This is a genomic window from Microbacterium aureliae (assembly GCF_054780155.1).
Window position 1 is genome coordinate 648,124 of the sequence record NZ_BAAGWW010000001.1, and the last position, 19,328, is coordinate 667,451.

A 19,328-nucleotide genomic window follows, 5' to 3' on the forward strand; every position below is an offset into this window, starting at 1 on the left:
GCCCATGACGAACACGCGCCCCCAGGCCCTCGCGAACAACGCCGTCCAGCTCGTGCAGAAGTGGGTGCGCGAAGCCGCGGAGTATCCCGCCGACGCGTCGGCCGAGCGGCTCGCCGGCGTCCTGCGGGACCCGAACGGGCTGGACTTCACGGTCGGCTTCGTCGACGGCGTCGTCCGCCCGGAGGACCTCGATGCCGCCGCCCGCAAGCTGTCAGAACTGGTGGCCCTCACGCCCGCCTTCCTGCCGCTGCCGCTGCGCGCGGCGATCGCCGCCGGCGGCGCCTTCGCCAAGCCGCTGCCGGGGGTGGTCGTGCCCATCGCGCGGCGCGTGCTGCGGCAGATGGTGAGCCACCTCATCATCGACGCCAGCGACACCAAGCTCGGCGCGTCGATCGCGAAGCTCAAGCGCGACGGCGTGCGCCTGAACATCAACCTGCTCGGCGAGGCGATCCTCGGCGAGCACGAGGCCGGTCGGCGCCTCGAGGGCACCCACCGCCTGCTCGCGCGCCCGGATGTCGACTACGTCTCGATCAAGGTGTCGGCCACCGTTGCCCCGCACAACCACTGGGCGTTCGACGAGGCCGTCGCCCACATCCAGGAGCAGCTCCTGCCGCTGTTCGCGCGCGCGAACGCCGAGAGCCCCAAGAAGTTCATCAACCTCGACATGGAGGAGTACAAGGACCTGGACCTGACGCTCGCCGTCTTCACCGGCATCCTGGATCGACCCGAGTTCCTCGGCCTCGAGGCGGGCATCGTGCTGCAGGCGTACCTGCCCGACGCGCTCGGGGCGATGATGCGCCTGCAGGAGTGGTCGGCGGCACGCGTCGCCCGCGGCGGCGCGCCCATCAAGGTCCGGGTCGTCAAGGGCGCGAACCTGCCGATGGAGCACGTGGATGCGGCCCTCCGCGGCTGGCCGGTGGCCACGTGGGGGACGAAGCAGGACTCCGACACCAGCTACAAGGCCGTCCTCGACTACGCCCTGACCGCGGAGCGCGTCGCGAACGTGCGCGTGGGGGTCGCCGGGCACAATCTCTTCGACATCGCGCTGGCGTGGCTGCTGGCGACGGAGCGCGGCGCGCAGCAGAGCATCGAGTTCGAGATGCTGCTGGGCATGGCCACCGGCCAGGCCGAGGCGGTCCGCCGCGAGGTCGGCTCGCTCCTGCTCTACACCCCGGTGGTCCACCCCGAGGAGTTCGACGTCGCGATCGCGTACCTGATCCGCCGGCTCGAAGAGGGTGCCAGCAGCGAGAACTTCATGTCCGCCGTCTTCGAGCTGGACTCCAGCGCCGAGCTGTTCGAGCGCGAGAAGGAGCGCTTCCTCGCCTCGCTCGGCGATCTCGAGGACATCACCGGCGACGGCACCGTCGAGACCTACCGCGTGCCCGCCCCGAACCGCCGGCAGGATCGCCGCGACCACGACGAGGACGGCGCCCCCGCCCGCGTCGAGGCGAAGGTCGCCGCGGGCCGCACCGGCGGCTTCGAGAACACCCCCGACAGCGACCCGGATCTTCCGGGCAACCGGGCATGGGGCCGCGGGATCGCCGAGCGCATGGTCGGCTCGACCCTCGGCGCGAATGCCGTGGCCGCCGCCCGCATCGAGGACCGGCAGAGCCTGGACGCGGCCGTCGAGCGCGGCCTCGCCGCCGCCGAGAAGTGGCAGGCGCTCGGTGCCGACGAGCGGGCCCGCATCCTCTACCGGGCCGGCGAGCGCCTCGAGGCCCGCCGCGCGGACCTGCTCGAGGTGATGGGCTCGGAGTGCGGCAAGACGCTCGACCAGGGCGACCCCGAGGTGTCCGAGGCCATCGACTTCGCCAACTACTACGCCATGCTCGGCCAGCAGCTGCAGAGCGTGGAGGGCGCGACCGCCCAGCCGACCAAGCTCGTCGCGGTGATCCCGCCGTGGAACTTCCCCGTGGCGATCCCCGCCGGCGGCGCGCTCGCCGGTCTCGCCTCGGGAGCGTCCGTCATCATCAAGCCCGCCGCGAGCTCGGCCCGCTCGGGCGCCGTGATGGTCGAGGCGCTGTGGGAGGCGGGTGTCCCCCGGGACGTCCTGCAGCTGGTGCAGTTCGGCGACCGCGAGCTCGGCTCGGCGCTCGTGGCGGACCCGCGCGTGGACCGCCTCATCCTCACCGGCGCGTACGAGACCGCCGAGAGCTTCCGGGAGCTCCGCCAGGACCTGCCGATCCTCGCCGAGACCAGCGGCAAGAACGCCATCATCGTCACGCCGAACGCCGACCTCGACCTCGCCGCGCGCGACGTCGCCCAGTCCGCGTTCGGGCACGCGGGCCAGAAGTGCTCGGCGTCGTCGCTGGTGATCCTCGTGGGCTCGGTCGCGACCTCCAAGCGGTTCCGCGGACAGCTCCTGGATGCCGTCCGCTCGCTGAAGGTCGGGACGCCCGAGCACCTCGAGACCCAGATGGGCCCGATCATGACGGCTCCGTCGGGCAAGCTGCTGCGCGGGCTGACCGAGCTGGGCGCCGGCGAGAGCTGGCTCCTCGCTCCGCGGGAGCTGCCCAGCGACAGCCCGCTGGCCACGGACCGCGCCGGCGGGCACCGCCTGTGGAGCCCCGGCGTGCGCGACGGCGTGCGCCGCGGGTCGGAGTACCACCTCACCGAGTACTTCGGCCCGATCCTCGGCATCATGACGGCCGAGACGCTGGACGAGGCGATCGACATCGTCAACGAGATCGACTACGGCCTCACCAGCGGCCTGCACTCCCTCGACCGCGACGAGCTGCGCGTGTGGCTGGAGCGCGTCCAGGCGGGGAACCTGTACGTCAACCGCGGGATCACCGGCGCGATCGTGCGGCGCCAGCCGTTCGGCGGGTGGAAGCGCTCGGCGATCGGCGCGGGCACCAAGGCAGGCGGGCCGAACTACCTGCACGGGCTGGTCGACTGGACCGACGCCCCCGTCGCCGGCGAGGCGCGGGCGCCGCACGCCCGCGCGGCCGGCCTGCTGGCCGCCGCCGAGCGCGCGGGGCTGGACAGCGCCGATCTCGCGTGGCTGCGCGGGGCGCTGGGCTCGGATGCCGCGGCGTGGGACGAGGAGTTCGGCACGGCCCGCGACGTGTCGCAGCTGGGTGTCGAGCGCAACGTCTTCCGCTACCTGCCCGTCCCGGTGGTGGTGCGCGCGGCCGCCGACGCGCCCGTCCACCACGTCGTCCGCGCGGTGGCCGCCGGGCTCGCCGCCGGGGCGCGCCCCGTCGTCAGCACCCCGATCGCGCTGCCGGCGCCCATAGCCGACGCGCTCTCGCGCGCGGGCGTCGAGGTCCGCTACGAGGACGCCGCGGCGTGGGAGGCGCACGTCGCCGCCCTCGCCGCCCAGGACGGGCCCCACGCCAGCGCGCGCGTTCGGGTCGTGGCCGGCGCCTCCCGGGCGGACGAGGTGACGGCGGTGTACGCCGCGGCGAACGGCAAGCCCGACATCGCCGTGTACGGCGGTCCCGTGGTCTCTGCGGGCCGCGTCGAGATGCTGCCGCACCTGCACGAGCAGGCGGTCTCGATCACGGCGCACCGCTTCGGCACGCCCAACGCGCTCTCGGACGGCATCATCTGATCCGCGGGGGAACGGTCCGATTCACAGCGGGCGCATAGGCCACGCCATAGCAACCGCATAGGAACGCCTTCACAATGGGCGCATGACCGTTCCCCGCGCGACCTCCGACCTCACCCGCGTCGACGGCACCGCACCGCGCGTGCTCGTGGTCGACGACGAGCAGATGCTCACCGATCTGCTCTCGATGGCGCTGCGGATGGAGGGGTGGGAGGTCCAGACGGCCGGCTCCGGCTTCGAGGCGCTGCAGGCGGCGCGCGAGTTCGCCCCCGACGCCCTGGTGCTCGACATCATGATGCCGGACCTCGACGGCATGGCGGTGCTCCAGCGGCTGCGTCAGTCCGGCGACGACGTCCCGGTCCTGTTCCTCACGGCGAAGGACTCCGTCGGCGACCGGGTCGCCGGGCTGACCGCGGGCGGCGACGACTACGTCACCAAGCCCTTCAGCCTCGAAGAGGTCGTCGCCCGCCTGCGGGGGCTCATGCGCCGCGCGGGCACGGCGCTGGCCGCCGGCACGGAGCCGATCCTGCGCGTCGGAGATCTGAGCCTCAACGAGGACAGCCACGAGGTCGAGCGCGACGGCGCCCCGATCGAGCTGACGGCGACGGAGTTCGAGCTGCTGCGCTACCTCATGCGCAACCCGCGCCGCGTGGTGTCCAAGGCGCAGATCCTCGACCGGGTGTGGAACTACGACTTCGGCGGCCGGTCCAGCGTCGTGGAGCTCTACATCTCGTACCTGCGCAAGAAGATCGACCAGGGCCGCGAGCCGCTCATCCACACCGTCCGCGGGGTCGGCTACATGATCAAGGCGCCGCAGTGACGAGCCTCACCCCGTCGCGTCGGTGGAGTCTGCAGACGCGTCTGATGGTGACCGTCATCGGGATGGTCGCCCTCATCCTGACCCTGGTGGGCGTGGCCACCGGCGCCCTGCTCGGGAACATCCTCGACACGAACCTCAACGCCCGGCTGTTCTCGGCGGCGAGCTCGCTGCGGGTGACCCCGTCCCAGACGGCCGCGGACGTGCTGAGCGCGGGCCGCCAGCCCGAGGGGTTCCTCTTCGTCATGCAGACCCCGTCGGGCCTGTCGGGCGCGTACGTCACCGGCGACGGGACCGTCGAAGAGCTCACCGGCAGCCAGATCGGCGAGGTCCTCTACCAGGCCGACCCCCGCCGCGCCTCGACCGTGAGCATCGAGGGCGTGGGCGACTACCGCGTGCTGCTGAGCGGCTCCTCGTCGGGAACCTTCATCCTGGCGGGCCTGCCCACCTCCGAGGTGACGGGGGTGGTCGGGCAGATCCTCATCACGGTGGCCCTCGTCACCGCCGGCGGCCTGCTGCTTCTGGGGGTGGCGATCGCAGTCGTCATCCGCCGGAGCCTCAGGCCGCTGCGGTCGGTGGCCGACACCGCCGAACGGGTGGCGGCGACGCCGATGTCCCAGGGCGCCGTCACGATCGCCGAGCGCGTGCCGACCGAGCAGGCCGACGAGTCCACCGAGATCGGCCGCGTCGGGCACGCGCTCAACACGCTGCTCGACCACGTCGACGCGTCCCTCGCGGCCCGCCAGCGCAACGAGGACCTGATGCGGCGGTTCGTGGCCGATGCCAGCCACGAGCTGCGCACTCCCCTGGCGTCGATCCGGGGATACTCCGAGCTGTCGCTGCGCGATCCGTCGCTGAGCGAGACCACCGGCTCCGCGCTCGAGCGCATCCAGGCGCAGTCCCTGCGCATGACCGCCCTCGTCGAGGATCTGCTGCTGCTGGCGCGGCTCGACGAGGGCCAGGAGCTCGTGGTGGGCAGCGTCGATCTGACGCAGCTGGCGGTCGAGGCCGTCGCCGACGCGCGACCTGCGGGCCCCGACCACACGTGGCGGCTGGACGTGGAACCGGAGCCCGTCGTCGTCGCCGGCGACACGGGGCGGCTCACCCAGGTGGTGGCGAACCTGCTCGCCAACGCCCGCACCCACACCCCGGCCGGCACGACCGTGACCGTCCGCGTCGCTCGCCGGGGCAACTGGGCCGAGCTCAGCGTCCACGACGACGGCCCCGGCGTCGAGGACGGCATCCGGGATCAGCTGTTCGACCGCTTCGCGCGGGCCGACCGCTCACGGGCGCGCAAGACCGGCGGCACGGGCCTCGGCCTGTCGATCGCGCGGGCCATCGTCCAGGCCCACGGCGGCGAGCTCGACGTGCAGAGCCGCCCGGGCGACACGTCGTTCACGATGCGGCTGCCCGCGCGCCCCCAGGACCCGGCGCTGCCGGCGACGATCGGCGCGGGCGCGGCTCAGTAACCCGAGAACGCGTCGGTCGTGATCGACCGGGCACGCTCGAGCGCCGGCGCGAGATCGGCGATGAGTCCCGGCGGGCCCGAGATGTAGGCGTGGCGGGCGGCGATGTCGGGAACCACCCGCAGGAGCCCCTCGGCATCCAGCCGCACCCCGCGCGCCCAGCGCCAGTGCGGCGGCAGGTCGGCGGGCTCCGTGCGGGTGAAGACGATGACCGGCACCCCCGAGGCGGCGATGTCCTCGCGGAACACCAGCTCCTCGGGCTCGGAGGCGACGTACACCAGGACGATGTCACGGTCCTCGCCGGCCGCGGTCAGGTGGCGCAGCTGAGACACGAACGGCGTCACGCCGATCCCCGCCGCGACCATGAGCACGGGGGCGGCGGCGCGCGTGGGCAGCAGGAAGTCGCCCCACACGCCGGTCACCGCCAGGTCGGTGCCCGCCGTCACCTGCGCGAGGGCCTTCTTGTACGAGCTCAGCGGCTTCTTGCTGGGCGCCTCCCGGAAGGCCACGACCACGCGCGGCAGATCCTCGGGCGCCGAGGCGATGCTGAACTCCCGACGCGTTCCGCGCGCGTCGGGGTGCCGGTGGGGCACGTCCAGCTCCAGGTACTGCCCCGGGACGAAGGCGAGGCGCCGGTGCGCGCGGAACGTCAGCTGACGGACGGTGGGCGAGAGCTGGTCGCGGGATTCGAGGGTGAGGGCGACCGCGGAGCGGACCGAGAACGCGAAGGCGACGAGGTTCCCCACCAGCAGCGCGCGCTCCTGGCCGAGGCTGACCTCGCCGATGAGGATCGGCCACCCCGCCAGCACTCCCACGACGGCGGCGACGGTGAGCTGCTGCCAGCGTCGCGGCGGCAGGGTGAGCGGCTCCGAGAGCATGAAGGCGCCGAGGAACAGGTAGGGCGAGGACAGCAGCACCGGCCAGAGGATCGCGGCCAGCTCGACCGGCTGACCGGCCGCCTCGTACTGCGACGACACGCGCACGACGCCGACGCCCACGGCGACCACGAGGAAGACGGCGACCAGCCGCAGCTTCTCGGTGCGCCACAGCACCGCCAGCCCCAGCAGGACGACGGGCACGGCGAGGACCGGGGTCCCCACCCACCACGACGAGGCGCCGAGGGCGGGGACGGCCACCGCGAGCAGCGTGAGCACCGTCGCCCCCACCGCGGCGGGGTTGAAGATGTGGCGGCCGCGCCACGCCAGGATGTACTTCGACAGCGACGCCACCGCCGCCGCCAGGGCGATGCCCGCCAGGGCTACGGGCTCGAGCGTCGGGCGGAGCACGAACAGCAGGATGTGGGCGGTGATGAGCGAGGACTCCAGCCGCCAGTGCAGGTGCAGCACCCGCTGCGCGGCGGCATCGACGGCCACGCACACCGCCGCCATCACCGCCAGCGTGACGACGAGCTCGAGCGGGGTGGGCGCCACCGCGCCGAACAGGCTCGCGACGAAGGCGACCAGGGCCAGGGCGGCGAGCGACAGGTACACCAGCCGGTACATCGAGACCCGCCCGAGGACGGCGAACACGCGGCTCCACGCCGCCGTCAGGGTGCTCAGCATCGGGGCTCGCAGGGCTCGGCGGAACGGATCCTCACCCCGCCACGCTATCGCGCCGGGCGTCGGCCCGGCCGACGCGGCGACCGCTCAGCCCGAGGTGAACAGCTCCGCCTCGCACCCCGGGGACCACTCCACGCGCCCATCGGTGAGCATGCGCACCCACCCCGTCCCCCACGCCGCGGCGAGCTCCGGCCCGCCGTCGAAGAAGAGGGCGGTGGCCACGGCATCCGCGTGCAGCGCATCGGCACCCACCGCCCACGTCGCCGCGATGCGGCGCACGGGCTCGCCGGTGCGGGCGTCCAGGACGTGGTGCAGGCCGTCGCCCCATGCCCGGCGCGTCGTCGCCGAGGCGCAGAGCGCCGCATCCGCCACCGTCCACACCCCGATCGCCCGCCGGGGGTCGAACGGGTGCTCCAGGCCGATGCGCTGGGCGGCGCCGCGGACGGCGATGTCGCCGCCGGCGTCCACCACCAGGTCGCGGTGCGCGGCCAGGGCGCGGGTGACGCGGTCGACGAGGGCGCCCTTGCCCGCCGCGCCGACGTCGATGAGGGCGGGCCGGTCGAGCGACATCAGGCCGTTCTCGAGCCGGATGCCGCTCCCCTCCGCCACCGGCGCGGGCCGGGCTCCGCGGTCGGCGAGGGAGTACTCCGCGTCGTAGCCGCGGGCGGCGAGGGCGTCGCCGACGAGCGGCGTGACCGCGCCGCCGGTCGCCTCGGCGAGCGCGTCGTAGACGGCGGCGAGCGCGGCGGCGTCCGCCGGCGCGCGCACCGATCCGGCGCCGTCGGCGAGGGCGTGCACGAGCGAATCGGGGCGGAACCGCGACCAGGCGCGGTCGAACTCGTCGATCTCGGCGGACACCCGCCGGCGCTCGGACGCCGACAGCGGCTCCGCCGTCTCGATCGACCACACGGTGCCGATGGCCTCGAACCGCCACCCCGCGGGGCGTGTCATCGCGACCTGCCGCGGGTCACTCGGCCGCGTCGGCCTTGATCGCCTCGAGCGCCTGCATGAAGCCGCCGCTGGTGAGCGAGGACCCGGCGACGCGCGTCACGGCGATCTCGTCGAGGTCCCGGCCGACGACCTCGTCGCTGATCCCGCCGATGAACCGGCCCTGGTACTGCTCGGACTCGGGGCGCTGCGGGTCGCCGGTCACCTCGACCGCCGTCACCACGTCGGACTCCAGCGTCACGGTCACGCTGATCGTCTCGACCGTCTCGGGCGTGGCGTACGAGCCCTCGGCGGTGTAGGTCCCGTCGGCGTACGGCCCGGTCGTCTCGGCGGCGGCTTGCCCCGCGGGCTCCCCCGCCGACGCGCCGCCGCACGCGGTCAGCGCGAGGGCACCGGCGACGCCGGCGAACGCGGCAGAGGCGCGCAGGGCGTCGCGCGCGGCCGGCGCGATCACGCCGCGCCGTCGAACATGCTCGTGACCGAGCCGTCCTCGAACACCTCGTGGATGGCGCGGGCCAGCAGCGGTGCGATCGGCAGGATCGTCAGCGTCGGGAACCGCTTGGACTCCGGCAGCGGAATGGTGTCGGTGACGACGACCTCGTCGATGGCGGCGCTCTGCAGGCGCTCGGCGGCGGGATCGCTGAAGATCGGGTGGGTGGCTGCCACGATCACCTTGACGGCGCCGTTGGCCTTCAGCGCCTCAGCGGCCTTGACGATGGTTCCGCCGGTGTCGATCATGTCGTCCACGAGCAGGCACACCCGGCCGCTGACGTCACCGACGATCTCGTTGACGGTGACCTGGTTCGCCACGTTCGGGTCCCGGCGCTTGTGGATGATCGCCAGCGGGGCGCCCAGGCTGTCCGACCACGTGTCGGCCACGCGCACGCGGCCGGTGTCGGGCGAGACGACGGTGAGCTTCTCGCGGTCCTCGGCGCTCATCGTGCGCTCGAAGTACTCCAGCAGCACGGGCTTGGCGAACAAGTGGTCGACGGGGCCGTCGAAGAACCCCTGGATCTGCGCGGCGTGCAGGTCCACGCTCATGACACGGTCGGCCCCGGCCGTCTTCAGCAGGTCGGCGACCAGTCGCGCGCTGATGGGCTCGCGACCGCGGCCCTTCTTGTCCTGGCGCGAGTACGGGTAGTACGGCGCGACGACGGTGATGCGCTTGGCCGACGCGCGCTTGGCGGCGTCGAGCATGATGAGGGTCTCCATCAGCCACTCGTTGACCGGCGGCCCGAAGCTCTGGATGAGGAAGAAGTCGCACCCGCGGATGGACACCTGGAAGCGCGTGAGGATCTCGCCCGACGCGAACGTGCGGTACTCGGTGGGGACGAGCTCGGTGCCGAGGGCCGAGGCGACGTCCGCGGCGAGCTCCGGGTGGGAGCTCCCCCGTGCGACCACGAGCCGCTTCTTGGTCTTGGCCACCAGGCCCGGGGCGATGTCGTTCGCCCGGTCGAGTTCAACGGTCTTCTTCTTGCGACCCATCGTCCGCTTCCTGTGCGGACCGAGCCCGAGCGGCCGCTTCCGCGGCCGCGGTGCCCGGTCGGTTGTCCTCGACCCATCCCGCGACGTTCCGCTGGGGGGCCACACTCATTGCCAGGGCGCCGGCGGGGACATCCTTGCGGATGACCGCACCCGCTCCGGTCTTCGCGCCGTCTCCGATCCTAACGGGCGCCACGAAGACGTTATGCGAGCCGGTGTGCACCTCGTCCCCGATGACGGTGGGGTGCTTGGCGATGTCGTCGTAGTTGGCGGTGATGGCCCCGGCGCCCAGATTCACGCCGCGGCCGATCGTGGTGTCGCCGACGTACGACAGGTGCGGCACCTTGCTCCGCTCGCCGATGCGGCTGTTCTTGGTCTCGACGAAGGTGCCGATCTTGCCGTCCGCGCCGAGCTCGGTGCCCGGGCGCAGGTACGCGAACGGCCCGACGCTCGCGCCGGCCCCGATGACGGCGAGCGTCGCGTCGCTGCGGCGCACCGTGGCGCCGGCGCCGACCTCGCAGTCCACGAGGCTGGTGTCCGGGCCGATCGTGGCGCCCTCGGCGATCGTCGTCGCCCGCAGGATGTGCGTGTTCGGCAGCACGGTGACATCCGGCGCGAGCGTCGCGGTCACGTCGATCCAGGTGGTGGCGGGGTCCATGATCGTGGCTCCGGCCAGCTGCCACCGGCGGACCGTGCGGGCGTTGAGCAGTCTCGCCGCCTCGGCCAGCTGCACGCGGTCGTTGACGCCGAGGGCGGCCGCGGCATCCGGAGCACTCGAGGCGGCGACGGTGAGCGACGACGAGCGCAGCAGCGCCACGATGTCGGTGAGGTACTTCTCGCCCTGGGCGTTGGCCGTGCCGACGCGGGCGAGGTGCTCGCGCGCGGCCTGGGCGTCGAAGACGTACACCCCGGCGTTGATCTCGGTGACGGCCACCTCGTCGTCGGTGGCGTCCTTGTGCTCGACGATGCGCGCCACGAGCCCCGCCTCGTCGCGGATGACGCGGCCGTAGCCGGTGGCGTCGTCCACGGTGGCGCTCAGCACGGTCGCCGCGGCGCGCTCTGCGCGGTGGGCGCGCAGCAGGTCGGCCAAGGTGGCCGCCTCGAGCAGCGGCACGTCGCCGCTGAGGACCAGCACCTCGCCGGCGTGGCCGGCGAGGGCGTCCAGGGCCAGTTCGACCGCACGACCCGTGCCCGGGACGTCGTCCTGATCCACCAGCAGCGCGTCCGGCATCGTCTCGGCGACGGCGTCGGCGACCAGGTCCCGCTCGTGCCGCACGACGACGGCGGTGCGCGCCGGGCCGAGCGCCGCAGCGGTGTCGAGCACGTGCCCGAGGAGCGCCCGTCCGCCGATCGGGTGCAGCACCTTCGGCAGTGCGGATTTCATCCGCGTGCCCTGGCCTGCCGCCAGCACGATGACCGCCAGGCGCGGGTCGGTGTTCTCGCTCATGCTCCGCCGCCAGGACTCGAACCTGGACCTCACAGCTCCAAAGGCTGTCGTGCTGCCATTACACCACGGCGGACCGCGGCCGCCTCGGGCGCCGCCCGTCAAGTCTGCCAGGCCCCGGCGGCGCGCCGGTGCCAGTCTTCCCGCAGACGTTCAGGCGCGCACGATAATGAGGGCATGACGCACGAAACCGACGAGGTCGATCGCATCGTCGGGGCGTGGGGCGCCCAGCGCCCCGATCTGGACTTCTCGCCGCTGGAGGTGCTCTCGCGCGTCGACCGCCTCTCACGCCATCTCGACCGCGCCCGCCGCGACGCCTTCCGCCGCAGCGAGCTCGAGCCGTGGGAGTGGGACGTGCTGTCGGCCCTGCGTCGTGCGGGCGAGCCGTTCCAGCTGAGCCCCAAGCAGCTGCTGCAGCAGACCCTGGTCTCGAGCGGCACCATGACCAACCGCATCGACCGGCTCGTGGGCCGGCGCCTCGTGCGGCGCGAGGCCGACCCCGCCGACGGCCGCAGCGTCCTGGTCACCCTCACCGAGGAGGGGAGGGTGAGGGTGGATGCCGCCATCACGCGCCTGGTCGACGCCGAGGCGCTGCTGCTGGACGCCCTGTCCCGCGCCGATCGCGAGCGCCTGGCCTCGCTGCTGCGAAAGCTCAGCCTGGGCTTCGACCAGTCGCCCCGCGCGGGGCTCAGCCCATCCGCTCCGTGAGGGCGAACCACGCCGCCTCGACGTCGTCGCGCTCGGCCTCGAGGCCCTGGATGCGGGTCATCTCGGCGCCGAGACCGACGTAGTCGGACTGGTCGTGGTCGGCCAGGGCCGTCCGCGAGGCCGAGATCTGGCTCTCGAGCTTCTCGAGCCGGCGCTCCAGTGCGGCGAGCTCCTTCTGCGCCGCGCGCAGCTCGGCGCCGGCCAGGCCCGACGGCGCCGGCGACGCGGTGCCGGATGCCGCGCCGGCGGGCGGCGTGCCGGCCGCGTCGTCCCGCTCCTGGACGGAGCGGGCGCGCAGGCGCAGGTACTCGTCGACGCCGCCGGGCAGGTGCCGCAGGTGCCCCCCGAGGATCGCGAACTGCTGGTCGGTGACCCGCTCGAGGAAGTAGCGGTCGTGCGAGACGACGATGAGCGTCCCCGGCCACGTGTCCAGCAGGTCCTCCATAGCCGCGAGCATGTCGGTGTCGAGGTCGTTGGTCGGCTCGTCGAGGATCAGCACGTTCGGCTGCTCGAGCAGGATGAGCAGCAGCTGGAGCCGCCGCTTCTGGCCGCCCGAGAGGTCCTTGACCGGCGTGGACAGCTGGGCGCTCGCGAAGCCCATGCGCTCCAGCAGCTGGCCGGGGGTGAGCTCCTGCGCCTTCGAGCCGGCACCGAAGCTGTACGTGGTGCGAAGGCGAGAGATCACCACGCGCACCGGGTCGTCCAGGTGCTCTTCCAGCTCGTCCAGTCGCTGGGTGAGGGTGGCGACCTTCACCGTCTTGCCGCGCTTGACGCGACCCGTCGTGGCCTCGACGTCGCCGGCGACGAGCCCGAGCAGCGTCGACTTGCCCGCCCCGTTGACCCCGAGGATGCCCGTGCGCTCGCCCGGCGCGATGCGCCACTCGACGTCGCGCAGGACCTCTCTGCTGCCGGCGCCGTCCGGAGCCGGGTAGGCGACCGAGACGTCGATCAGGTCGACGACGTCCTTGCCCAGGCGCGACACGGCCAGGGAGCGCAGCGTCACCGCGTCGCGGATCTCGGGGACGTCGGCGATGAGCTCGTTGGCGGCGTCGATGCGGAACTTGGGCTTGGACGTCCGCGCGGGCGCGCCGCGCCGCAGCCACGCCAGCTCTTTGCGCGCGAGGTTCTGCCGGCGCTGCTCGATGACCGCCGCCTGCCGGTCGCGCTCGACCCGCTGCAGGATGTAGGCGGCGTACCCGCCCTCGAACGGCTCGACGATGCGGTCGTGCACCTCCCACGTGCGGGTGCAGACCTCGTCGAGGAACCAGCGGTCGTGGGTCACCACCAGCAGCCCGCCGGACGTCGCCGACCACCGCCGCTTGAGGTGGTCGGCCAGCCACGCGATCGCCTCGACGTCGAGGTGGTTCGTCGGCTCGTCGAGGAAGAGCACGTCGTGGTCGCCCACGAGCAGGGCCGCCAGCGCCACGCGGCGCCGCTGCCCGCCGGACAGGTCGCGCACCGGCGCCTGCCACGGGATGTCGCCGAGCAGGCCCGCGATGACGTCCCGCGTGCGCGCGTCCCCGGCCCACTCGTGCTCGGGGGCCTCACCCACCACCGAGCGCGCGACCGTCAGCGTGTCGTCGAGCACGTCCGCCTGGTCGAGGACGCCCACCTGCACGCCGCCGCGGACCGTGACGCGTCCGCCGTCGGGCTGCAGCCTGCCCGCGAGCATGGCCAGCAGGCTCGACTTGCCGTCGCCGTTGCGGCCGACGATGCCGATGCGGTCGCCCTCGTCGATCCCCAGCGACACCGAGTCGAAGACGACGCGGGTGGGGAACTCCAGATGCAGGGCTTCGGCCCCCAGAAGATGTGCCATGTCCCCTCCAGGCTAGGCGAGGCGGGCGGGCCACGACGCCGAGTTGACATCCGGATACCCCCGGGGGTATCTTTGTGTCATCGACGTGATACCCCTCAGGGTATCGGAAGGAGCAGCATGCGCATCATCATCGTTGGCGGTGTCGCGGCCGGCATGAGTGCCGCCGCACGCGCCCGACGTCACGACGAGTCCGCCGAAATCATCGTGCTCGAGCGGGGTCCCGAGGTCTCGTTCGCCAACTGCGGACTGCCGTACCACCTCAGCGGTGAGATCGCCGATGCCGAGTCGCTGCTGCTGCACACTCCCGCGTCGCTGCGCGCCGCGCTGAACCTCGACGTCCGCACCGGGCACGAGGTCACCGCCATCGACACCGCCGCGCGCACCGTCTCGGTGCGCTCCTCCTCGGGCGAGCAGACGCTCGCCTACGACGCCCTCGTGCTCGCTCCGGGCGCGTCGGCCCTCATTCCCCCGCTGCCGGGCATCGGCTCTCCCCGCGTGCGGACGCTCCGGTCCGTCTCCGACGCGACGACCCTGCGTGAGCGGGTCGACGCCGGAGCGCGCCGCGCGGTCGTGCTCGGTGGCGGGTTCATCGGCCTCGAGGCCGCCGAGGCGCTGCGCCACGCCGGTCTCGAGGTCGCCATCGTCGAGCTCGCCCCCCACGTGCTGCCGCCGCTCGAGCGGGAGCTGGCGACCCTCGTCACCGAGGAGCTGCAGGGGCTCGGCATCGCCGTCCACGACGGCGTCGGCGCCGAGAGCGTCGAGCAGGGCGTCGGCGAGGACCACGTCGTCCTCGCCGACGGCACGCGGCTGGCCGCCGACATCATCGTGATGTCGGTCGGCGTCCGCCCCGACACCGGCTTCGTCCAGGATGCCGGCATCGAGACCGTCCGCGGCGCGATCGTCGTCGACGACCGGGGCCGCACGTCGGCCGAGGGCGTGTGGGCCGCGGGCGACGCGACCGCGAGTGTGGACGCCGTCACCGGCGCCGTCCGCCCCGTGGCGCTCGCCGGTCCCGCCAACCGTGCCGGCCGGCTCATCGCCGACGACATCTTCGGCGCCGGCAGCGGCCGCCAGATCATCCGGCCGCTCGGCACCGCGATCGTCCGCATCGGCGGCCTCACCGCCGCGATGACGGGAGCCAACCGCGGGGCGCTGGATGCCGCGGGCATCTCGTACCGGACGCTGCACCTGCACCCCAACCAGCACGCCGGCTACTTCCCCGGCGCCGCGCCGATGCACCTCATGGTGCACATCGGCGAGGACGGGCGCCTGCTGGGCGCGCAGGCCGTGGGCACCGAGGGCGTCGACAAGCGCATCGACGTGCTGGCCACCGCGCTGCGTGCCGGGTTCGCCGCGACCGACCTCATCGATCTGGACCTCGCCTACTCGCCGCCCTACGGCCAGGCCAAGGACGCGGTCAACCTCGTGGGCATGGTCGCCGAGAACGTCCTCACCGGCCGCCTGAGCCTGTGGTACGCCGACGAGGCGGAATCCCTCGGTGACAGCGCGCTGATCCTGGATGTGCGCACCGCCAAGGAGTTCGCCACCGGCCACCTGCCGGGCGCGCTGAACATCCCGCACACCGAGCTGCGCGTACGCATCGACGAGGCCCGCGAGGCCGCCGCGGGTCGCCCCGTGCGCGTCATGTGCGCGGCGGGCGTCCGCGCCAACATCGCCCACCGGATCCTCGTGGGTGCGGGCATGGACTCGTCGTCGCTGTCGGGCGGCATCCAGACCCTGCGCCACTGGTACGGTGCCGACATCGAGCGGATCCTGGCCACGGAAGGAGCCTTCGCATGATGATCACCGGAACCCCCGAGGAGCAGGCCGCGGCGCGCAAGCGCATCATCAACCGGCTGCGGCGCGCCCAGGGCCAGCTGACCGGCGTGATCGCGGCGGTCGAGGCGGGCGGCTCGTGCCGCGACGTCGTGACGCAGCTCGCGGCCGTGACGAGCGCCCTGGATCGCGCCGGCTTCGCCATCATCTCGTCGGCGATGCGGGACTGCGTCGTCGACCCGCAGGCCACCGAGGCCGCCGAGGGACTGACCGCCGAGGAGCTCGAGAAGCTCTTCCTGTCCCTCGCCTGAACCACCCCACCACACACACCGAACCCACGAAGGAGATCGTCCCCATGTGTCAGCGCATCACCTGCACCGTCTGCGGCAAGGCCACCTGGGCCGGCTGCGGCCAGCACGTCGAAGAGGCCCTCGCGGGCGTCCCCGAGGCAGCACGCTGCCAGGGCCACCCCGACCAGGTCTGACCCGCCCCGCGGTCCATGCCGCACACGAAGATGCCCGCCCCCTCGGGGGCGGGCATCTTGTCGTGCGGGCGCGGATCAGACCAGGCCGTTGTCCTCGAGCCAGGCCGAGGCGATGTCCGCCGAGGACATCTGGTCGACGGTACTCTGGACGTTCAGCGCCACGAGGCCCTCGGGGGTGAGGGCGGCGCTGACGGCGTTGATGACGTCGGCGATCTCGTCGGCGACGTCGCTGCTCACCAGCGGGATGACGTTCGAAGCGAGGAAGAGCCCTTCCGGGTCGTCCAGGACCACGAGGTCCTCGGTCTCGATGCGCGGGTCGGCGGTGTAGACGTTGGCGATGTCGACGGTGCCGGCCACGAGGTCCTCGACGGTGGTCTCACCGGTCGCCGAGAACTCCACCTCGACGCCGTACGTGTCGGCCAGGCCCGAGGGCCCGTAGGGCCGCTCGGCGAGCTCGGGCGGGCCGCCGAGGGTCAGCGGGCCGTCGACGTCGGCGAGGTCGTCGATGCTCTCGAGCCCGTTCTCTTCGGCGAAGGCCGCCGTGACGGTGTAGGAGTCCTGGTCGCTGGCCTCGGACGCGTCGAGCACCGTGAGCCCCTCGGGGAGCGCCTCGGCGAGGGCGGCCTCGACGTCCTCGGGGGTGCGCGCCTCGGTGTCGGGCTCGAAGTACTGCAGCAGGTTGCCGCTGTACTCGGGGAACAGGGTGATCTCGCCGCTCTCGATGACGGGGATGTAGGCGTCGCGCTGGCCGATCTGGAACTGCCGCTCCACCTCGAACCCGGCGTTCTCGAGCGCCTGGGCGTAGATCTCGGCGACGATCTCGTTGGAGTAGTACGCCTGCGAGCCGACGACGATGGCCTCGGAGGATCCGGCGTCGCCGGTGTCCTCCTCCTCGAGCGGGTTGCTCGAGGCGCAGCCCGCGAGGACGAGGGCGGCTGCGGCGGCGAGACCCGCCGCGGCGTAGAGACGTGTGCAATGCGCTGTGGTCATGATGCGATTCTCTCTTCTCTGACGGGTGCGGGGGTCGATGCGGCGCGCAGCGCTCGCGGGACGGCCGCGCGCTGCGCCCAGCCGAGCAGGGCGTCCAGGACCAGGGCGAGGACGGCGACGAGGATCGCGCCGCCGAGGACCTGGTCGAAGCGGCGCAGCGGAAGCCCCTGGATGATCGGGAATCCGAGGCCGCCGAGGTTGACGTACGCGGCGATGGTCACCGTCGCCACCACCTGGAGGACGGCCGAGCGGATGCCGCCCACCAGGAGCGGCAGGCCGAGGGGCACCTCGACGCGCCACAGCACCTGCCACCGCGTCATGCCCATGGCCGTGGCCGCGTCGATGACGCGCCGGTCGATGGCCTCGAGGCCCGTGTAGGCGCCCGCGAGGAGCGGGGGGATCGCCAGCAGCACGAACGTGATGGTGGCCGCCTCGGGCCGGCGCAGGACGCCGAGCAGCAGCACCAGCAGCACCAGCAGCCCGAAGGACGGGATGGCGCGGGCGGCCCCCGACACGGCCACCGCGACCTCGCGCCCCCGGCCGGTGTGGCCGATCGCCCACCCGGCCGGGATCGCGATGAGCGCCGCGATCGCCACCGACAGCGCGGTGTACCAGAGGTGCTGGGCGAGGAGGGTCGGCAGCGCGTACTGCCCCTCGAGCCGCTCGGGCGAGAAGATCCAGGCCAGGGAGTCCAGGATGAGGTTCATGCGGCCGCCGCCCGGGTCCTGCGCGACGGCGAACTGCGGCGTGTCCACGGCATGAGCGCGCGGCCGGCGAGCACCAGCATCCCGTCGATGACGAGGGCGAGCAGGACCACCACGACGATCCCGCCGAGGACCTCGGGGACGATCCGCCGCTGCAGCCCGTTGGTGAACAGGTAGCCGAGGTTGGTGACGCCGACGAGGATGCCGACGGTCGCCAGTGAGATGGTGCTGACCGCCGTGACCCGCAGCCCGGCCAGGATGACCGGCCCGGCCAGCGGCAGCTCGACGGCGAAGAACCGCCGGCGCCCGCCGAAGCCGACGGCGGTCGCCGCCCGGCGGACGTGGTCGTCGACGGAGTCCAGGCCGTCGGCGACCGCGCGGACCATGATGGCGACGGCGTAGATGGTGAGGGCGACGACCAGGTTCGTCTCGCTGAGCGCGCTGTAGCCGACGACGGTCGGCAGCAGGATCAGCAGGGCCAGCGACGGGATCGTGTACAGCAGCCCGGTGACGGTGATGATCCAGCCCCGCAGCAGCCGGTAGCGCCACGCCACCCAACCGAGAGGCAGCGACAGCGCGAACCCCGCGACGATCGCCAGCGCGCTCTGGCGCAGGTGGACGAGGGTGAGCCCGCCGATCAGGTCGAGGTTGTCGAGGATCCAGTTCACGCGCCGGCGCCCTCGTCGACGAGAGAGCCCTGCGCACGGCCCTCGCCGTCGACGACGATCGTGCCGTGGGGGGTCTGCCGCAGCCGCAACGCGCGCTTGCCCTTGTGGGCGCCGATGAAGCTGGCGACGAAGTCGGTGGCCGGGTCCTCGATGATCTCGTCCGGCGTGCCGATCTGCGCGGCGCGCGCCCCGCGCTCCAGGATCACCACCTGGTCGCCCAGCAGGAAGGCCTCGTCGATGTCGTGGGTGACGAACACGATCGTCTTGCCGATCTCGCGCTGCAGGCGCAGCAGCTCCTGCTGCAGCTCGGCGCGGACGATGGGGTCGACGGCGCCGAACGGCTCGTCCATCAGCAGGATGTTGGGGTCGGCGGCGAGTCCTCGCGCGACGCCGACACGCTGCTGCTGACCGCCCGAGAGCTGGTGCGGGTAGCGCTCGGCCATGCCGCGGTCCAGCCCCACGGTGTCCATGAGCTCGAGCGCCCGGGCCCGCGCCTCGCGCGGGGGCCTGCCCTGCAGCACCGGCACCGTGGCGATGTTGTCGACGACCGTGAAATGGGGCATCAGGCCGGAGTTCTGCATGACGTAGCCGATGCTGCGGCGCAGCTGCACCGGGTCGCGCCGGGCGATGTCCTCGCCGTCGATCGTGATCGAGCCGGACGTCGGGTCGACCATGCGGTTGATCATGCGCAGCAGCGTCGTCTTGCCCGAGCCCGACGACCCCACCAGCACCGTCGTGCGGTGCGGCGGAATGACGAGGCTGAAGTCCTCGACGGCGAGCGTGCCGTCCGGGAACTGCTTGGACACGGCGCGGAACTCGATCACGGGTGGGCTCCCCTCATCGGCTTCACGGTAGCGGACCCCGGGGACGCCCCGGCGATCACGGCGGGATATTGCACCCGCCCGCCGGCGGG

At 73.0% G+C, this 19,328-nt stretch carries 17 protein-coding genes and 1 tRNA gene; 7 read left to right on the forward strand and 11 right to left on the reverse strand.

The window, feature by feature from the left end; genetic code table 11:
* The first annotated feature begins 4 nt into the window (after window positions 1–4).
* From ACYVF4_RS03185 to ACYVF4_RS03195, 3 genes are all read left to right on the forward strand, one after another.
* Window positions 5–3,556, forward strand: a complete 3,552-nt coding sequence (locus ACYVF4_RS03185; RefSeq protein WP_460719647.1) for a proline dehydrogenase family protein — start codon at window positions 5–7, stop codon at window positions 3,554–3,556.
* Window positions 3,557–3,638: 82 nt separating this feature from the next.
* Window positions 3,639–4,373, forward strand: coding sequence for a response regulator transcription factor (locus tag ACYVF4_RS03190; protein ID WP_460719649.1), 735 nt, complete (start codon window positions 3,639–3,641; stop codon window positions 4,371–4,373).
* Window positions 4,370–5,839 carry a sensor histidine kinase gene (locus tag ACYVF4_RS03195; RefSeq protein ID WP_460719651.1) on the forward strand — a complete coding sequence of 490 codons (1,470 nt, stop codon included), beginning with the start codon at window positions 4,370–4,372 and terminating at the stop codon, window positions 5,837–5,839. The genes ACYVF4_RS03190 and ACYVF4_RS03195 overlap by 4 nt, the downstream gene beginning before the upstream one ends.
* Here the strand turns inward: ACYVF4_RS03195 and ACYVF4_RS03200 are convergent.
* From ACYVF4_RS03200 to ACYVF4_RS03225, 6 genes are all read right to left on the reverse strand, one after another.
* A complete protein-coding gene (locus tag ACYVF4_RS03200; RefSeq protein WP_460719653.1) occupies window positions 5,833–7,398 on the reverse strand; it encodes an FAD-dependent oxidoreductase in 1,566 nt (521 codons plus the stop codon). The two genes, ACYVF4_RS03195 and ACYVF4_RS03200, sit on opposite strands and share 7 nt — an antisense overlap.
* Window positions 7,399–7,482: 84 nt before the next feature.
* A complete protein-coding gene (locus tag ACYVF4_RS03205) occupies window positions 7,483–8,346 on the reverse strand; it encodes an FAD:protein FMN transferase (protein ID WP_460719655.1) in 864 nt (287 codons plus the stop codon).
* Between the two features lie 16 nt (window positions 8,347–8,362).
* Window positions 8,363–8,797: an FMN-binding protein gene (locus tag ACYVF4_RS03210; RefSeq protein ID WP_460719657.1), complete on the reverse strand. Its 435-nt coding sequence runs from the start codon at window positions 8,795–8,797 to the stop codon at window positions 8,363–8,365.
* Window positions 8,794–9,828 carry a ribose-phosphate diphosphokinase gene (locus tag ACYVF4_RS03215; RefSeq protein ID WP_460719659.1) on the reverse strand — a complete coding sequence of 345 codons (1,035 nt, stop codon included), beginning with the start codon at window positions 9,826–9,828 and terminating at the stop codon, window positions 8,794–8,796. Before ACYVF4_RS03215 ends, ACYVF4_RS03210 begins: the two co-directional genes overlap by 4 nt.
* A complete protein-coding gene (glmU, locus tag ACYVF4_RS03220) occupies window positions 9,803–11,272 on the reverse strand; it encodes a bifunctional UDP-N-acetylglucosamine diphosphorylase/glucosamine-1-phosphate N-acetyltransferase GlmU (RefSeq protein WP_460719661.1) in 1,470 nt (489 codons plus the stop codon). Before glmU ends, ACYVF4_RS03215 begins: the two co-directional genes overlap by 26 nt.
* Before the next feature lies 1 nt (window position 11,273).
* A tRNA-Gln gene (locus tag ACYVF4_RS03225) sits at window positions 11,274–11,345 on the reverse strand.
* Between the two features lie 101 nt (window positions 11,346–11,446).
* Here ACYVF4_RS03225 and ACYVF4_RS03230 point away from each other — a divergent pair.
* The gene (locus ACYVF4_RS03230; RefSeq protein ID WP_460719663.1) at window positions 11,447–11,977 is read left to right on the forward strand and encodes a MarR family winged helix-turn-helix transcriptional regulator; all 531 of its coding nucleotides are present in this window, start codon (window positions 11,447–11,449) and stop codon (window positions 11,975–11,977) included.
* On the opposite strand, the gene ACYVF4_RS03235 is transcribed toward ACYVF4_RS03230, so the two are convergent.
* Window positions 11,958–13,793, reverse strand: coding sequence for an ABC-F family ATP-binding cassette domain-containing protein (locus ACYVF4_RS03235; RefSeq protein ID WP_460719665.1), 1,836 nt, complete (start codon window positions 13,791–13,793; stop codon window positions 11,958–11,960). The genes ACYVF4_RS03230 and ACYVF4_RS03235 overlap by 20 nt on opposite strands.
* A gap of 117 nt (window positions 13,794–13,910) precedes the next feature.
* Between ACYVF4_RS03235 and ACYVF4_RS03240 the strand changes: the two genes are divergently transcribed.
* The 3 genes from ACYVF4_RS03240 to ACYVF4_RS03250 are packed head-to-tail and all read left to right on the forward strand — an operon-like array spanning window position 13,911 to window position 16,053.
* Window positions 13,911–15,593, forward strand: coding sequence for an FAD-dependent oxidoreductase (locus ACYVF4_RS03240; protein WP_460719667.1), 1,683 nt, complete (start codon window positions 13,911–13,913; stop codon window positions 15,591–15,593).
* Window positions 15,590–15,880, forward strand: coding sequence for a metal-sensitive transcriptional regulator (locus ACYVF4_RS03245; RefSeq protein WP_460719669.1), 291 nt, complete (start codon window positions 15,590–15,592; stop codon window positions 15,878–15,880). Before ACYVF4_RS03240 ends, ACYVF4_RS03245 begins: the two co-directional genes overlap by 4 nt.
* 44 nt (window positions 15,881–15,924) lie before the next feature.
* Window positions 15,925–16,053, forward strand: a complete 129-nt coding sequence (locus ACYVF4_RS03250; RefSeq protein ID WP_460719671.1) for a hypothetical protein — start codon at window positions 15,925–15,927, stop codon at window positions 16,051–16,053.
* A 75-nt stretch (window positions 16,054–16,128) separates the two neighbouring features.
* On the opposite strand, the gene ACYVF4_RS03255 is transcribed toward ACYVF4_RS03250, so the two are convergent.
* Genes ACYVF4_RS03255 through ACYVF4_RS03270 form a run of 4 tightly spaced genes read right to left on the reverse strand, consistent with a single transcriptional unit; the run spans window position 16,129 to window position 19,239 of the window.
* A complete protein-coding gene (locus ACYVF4_RS03255; protein ID WP_460719673.1) occupies window positions 16,129–17,043 on the reverse strand; it encodes an ABC transporter substrate-binding protein in 915 nt (304 codons plus the stop codon).
* Window positions 17,040–17,750, reverse strand: a complete 711-nt coding sequence (locus ACYVF4_RS03260; protein WP_460720750.1) for an ABC transporter permease — start codon at window positions 17,748–17,750, stop codon at window positions 17,040–17,042. The genes ACYVF4_RS03255 and ACYVF4_RS03260 overlap by 4 nt, the downstream gene beginning before the upstream one ends.
* Entirely contained in the window at window positions 17,747–18,415 is a 669-nt protein-coding gene (locus ACYVF4_RS03265; protein ID WP_460719675.1) for an ABC transporter permease, read from the reverse strand. Before ACYVF4_RS03265 ends, ACYVF4_RS03260 begins: the two co-directional genes overlap by 4 nt.
* Window positions 18,412–19,239 carry an ABC transporter ATP-binding protein gene (locus tag ACYVF4_RS03270; protein WP_460719677.1) on the reverse strand — a complete coding sequence of 276 codons (828 nt, stop codon included), beginning with the start codon at window positions 19,237–19,239 and terminating at the stop codon, window positions 18,412–18,414. The genes ACYVF4_RS03265 and ACYVF4_RS03270 overlap by 4 nt, the downstream gene beginning before the upstream one ends.
* Window positions 19,240–19,328 lie beyond the last annotated feature (89 nt).